The following is a 2,703-nucleotide window of genomic DNA, read 5'->3' on the forward strand; positions in this document are numbered from 1 at the left end:
ACTGCGCGGATCAGCTCAAGCGACGGGGCCAGAGGCAGTGCCTCGGCTTGCAGCCGATCGTACTCCCTGGCCCAGCCTGCGAGGGTTTCGGCGTCACGTTCCAGATGGCCGCGCAGGTGGCTCTCCGAATAGCCGAGCAGCGAACGATTCGGCATCGTCAGGAGCGTCACCGGGTGTGCGAACGGCCGGTGCTCTCCGAGACCGAGCGGAGCTACCTGGATGGTCGTGTTCGGCCGACCAGCCAGCTCTTCCAAGTGAGCCAACTGGCGTGCCATCACCACTGGTCCACCGATCGGCCGTCGCAGGCTCCACTCGTCGAGTACGGCCTGGACGTACGGCGGAGACGGTCGGTTGATCCGTTCCTGCCGGGCGAGGAGGAACCGCATGCGCTCGTCGGCCTGCTGCTGAGTGACGGTCCCGCGCGTGACCGGTGCCTGTTCATAGGCTGCCGCATATTCGGGAGTCTGCAGCAGCCCTGAGATGACCCCGATCTGGAAGAGCCGGATGGCGGTCGCTTCGGCTTCCTTGTCTGCGTACTCAGGGAAACCCTCTATCAGGATGCTGTGTTCAAGCTGGTCGAGCATCAGGCCGAGGGTGCCGCCGGTGGCGAGGTGCTCGTCCACGAGATCGACGAATCGGCGGCTCGGCGCGCGGATGCCGCGCTCGATGCTGGAGATGTAGGCGCCGGAGTAGGCGATGGCCTCTCCGAGTTCCGTCTGGGTCAGGCCGCGTGCCTCGCGTGAACGGCGGAGCTGAATCCCGAGGGTCGCGTAGGGAGATGATGCAGGATCAAGCTTCTTACGGTTCATGATGCTTCCCAACTGAACCATGCTGAACTGGCGACTTCAGATGCTTCCCTAGGAGGGGGTCGTTCCGCAAGTCTTTCCCACACAGAACGTGAAGGATCGACAGCGGAAGGTTACTCCCATGGGTGATGTCCAAGTGCCCCGGCTGCACGGCTACGGGGTGCGGTGGGACCCGGAGGGCCGGTGTTACCGGGTGCGGAACGAGACGACGGGGGAGTGGCTGCGCAGCGGTACCTCGGGTGAGCTGGCTTCCTTCTCCTCCTTCTCCGCCGCCTTCAGCGCGTGGCGGGGGTTCGAGGTTCGGCGGCAGGTGGGGGCGTGATGGGGGAGAAGGTCTACCGCGCCACCGTCGACCAGCGGCGGCAGGCGGCCGACGTCCTGGACGACCTGACCACTGTCCTCGCCCTGGCCGGGGTGAAGTTGCCGTCCGTCGAGGTGGATTGGGAGCACGGCCGCAGGACCGGCTGCTACCTCATCGGCCTCGGCTGCGCCAGCCCGTCCGAACTCCTGCGGGTCGTCGACCTGCTCCGCAAGGGGCTGCGTTACGAGCGCCTGACGCGTGACGGCTGAACTCCTCGTCCGCCTGCTGTGGTGGGCGGGCTTCTCCCTCGTACTCCTTGCCGCCCTCAGAAGGTGAACCCTCCGATGCGTGACCCCCGTTTGCTCGCCAAGCCGCCGGTGTGCCGGCTCGGCTGCCTTGTCCTCGTGCGCAACCCGCGCGGCGACGTCCTGCTCGTGGACCCGGACTACATGGACGGGCTGATCCTGCCCGGCGGCGCTGCGAAGCCGAACGAGCCCCCGCACCTCGCCGCCGCCCGTCACCTCCACGCCGAGACCGGCCTCAACCTGCGCCTCGCCGACGTCCTGGCCGTCGACTTCACCCCCGCCGACCGCTACCTGGAACGCCTCAACCTGGTCTTCGACGGCGGCACCGTGCGCGACGACACCCACCTGACCGTCCCGCCCCGGCACCGCAGCGGCCTGTTCGGCGCCCGCTTCGTCCCCGCCCACGAACTCCCGGACGTCATGGCCCCCGCCCAGGCCGCCCGCGCTGCCGAAGCCCTCGCCAACCGCGCCGTCCCCCTCCTCCTCCACGGCCAACGCACCACCTGCGACGAGAACCGGCCCCCGCCGCGCTAGACCGCCCGGCGGCAGCTACCCCACCGACACCCGATGGGCGCTCAGCTGACGCCCCGCAGGACACACAGGGTCCCCTGCGGGGCGTGGAACGCCTGCCGCACCTCCCACGCGCCGCCCTGCCCCGCCTTGACGTTCACCGCCGTGCCGCCGAGGGCGAGCACCGTGGCCTTCGCCGAGGTGAAGTAGACGACGATCCGGTAATCCGCGTCCCGGCCGCCGGGGTTCACCGCGGTGCCGGCCGCGCGCCAGCCGTCCTTGGTCGCCTCGCAGGTGCCGATGGCGACCTGCTTGCGCTTCTCCTGGTCGTTGGCGACGGACGACGGCGGCGGCAGCGTCGGCTGCTCCAGCACGGCGATCTCACCGCTGCTCGCAGCCTCTCCGGAGGGCGCAGCCGTAGCGGCCTGCACGTCCTGGCTGCCGCCGTTGTGGGGCTGGCGGCAGCCGGACAGGGCGGTGAGGGCGAGCAGTGTGATGCCGACGGCGGCACCCGTTCGGGCCTTGTGCTTCGTTTCGTGCATCTCTTACTTCCTTCGGCTGTGGGCGGCGCCAGGAACGATCACACCGGTGTCACCGCGGAGGGGCCCGGCTTGTCTTACCGTGCCGGTGCGGCAGGCGCGGGCTCGGCGGGCCTGGCGGTGGCGGGGGTTCATCCGTTCGGCTGCGGATCGCTCCGTCGCCCGCCCCTGACCCACGAGCCGGACGGGCGACGGACGGGCACAGAACGGCGGCGGCCCCCGGAGCCCACGCTCCGGTGACC

General features: G+C 69.9%; 5 protein-coding genes. 3 read left to right on the plus strand and 2 right to left on the minus strand.

Translation table 11 applies throughout. The features are described 5' to 3' along the window. Positions 1–809: helix-turn-helix domain-containing protein (locus tag ACFV61_RS35465; protein WP_380496260.1), on the minus strand; the 809-nt coding region annotated here is incomplete at its 3' end. A gap of 118 nt (positions 810–927) precedes the next feature. Between ACFV61_RS35465 and ACFV61_RS35470 the strand changes: the two genes are divergently transcribed. From ACFV61_RS35470 to ACFV61_RS35480, 3 genes are all read left to right on the plus strand, one after another. Next, positions 928–1,128: a hypothetical protein gene (locus ACFV61_RS35470; protein WP_363378178.1), complete on the plus strand. Its 201-nt coding sequence runs from the start codon at positions 928–930 to the stop codon at positions 1,126–1,128. Next, positions 1,128–1,376: a hypothetical protein gene (locus ACFV61_RS35475; RefSeq protein ID WP_380496262.1), complete on the plus strand. Its 249-nt coding sequence runs from the start codon at positions 1,128–1,130 to the stop codon at positions 1,374–1,376. Before ACFV61_RS35470 ends, ACFV61_RS35475 begins: the two co-directional genes overlap by 1 nt. A gap of 75 nt (positions 1,377–1,451) precedes the next feature. Then, on the plus strand, positions 1,452–1,946 hold the full coding sequence (locus ACFV61_RS35480) for an NUDIX domain-containing protein (RefSeq protein ID WP_380496265.1): 495 nt from the start codon (positions 1,452–1,454) through the stop codon (positions 1,944–1,946). Between the two features lie 41 nt (positions 1,947–1,987). Here ACFV61_RS35480 and ACFV61_RS35485 read toward each other — a convergent pair whose 3' ends face one another. Then, positions 1,988–2,464, minus strand: coding sequence for a hypothetical protein (locus ACFV61_RS35485; RefSeq protein ID WP_380496267.1), 477 nt, complete (start codon positions 2,462–2,464; stop codon positions 1,988–1,990). Positions 2,465–2,703: the final 239 nt, after the last annotated feature.

Source organism: Kitasatospora sp. NPDC059817, from assembly GCF_042731835.1.
Taxonomy (GTDB): domain Bacteria; phylum Actinomycetota; class Actinomycetes; order Streptomycetales; family Streptomycetaceae; genus Kitasatospora.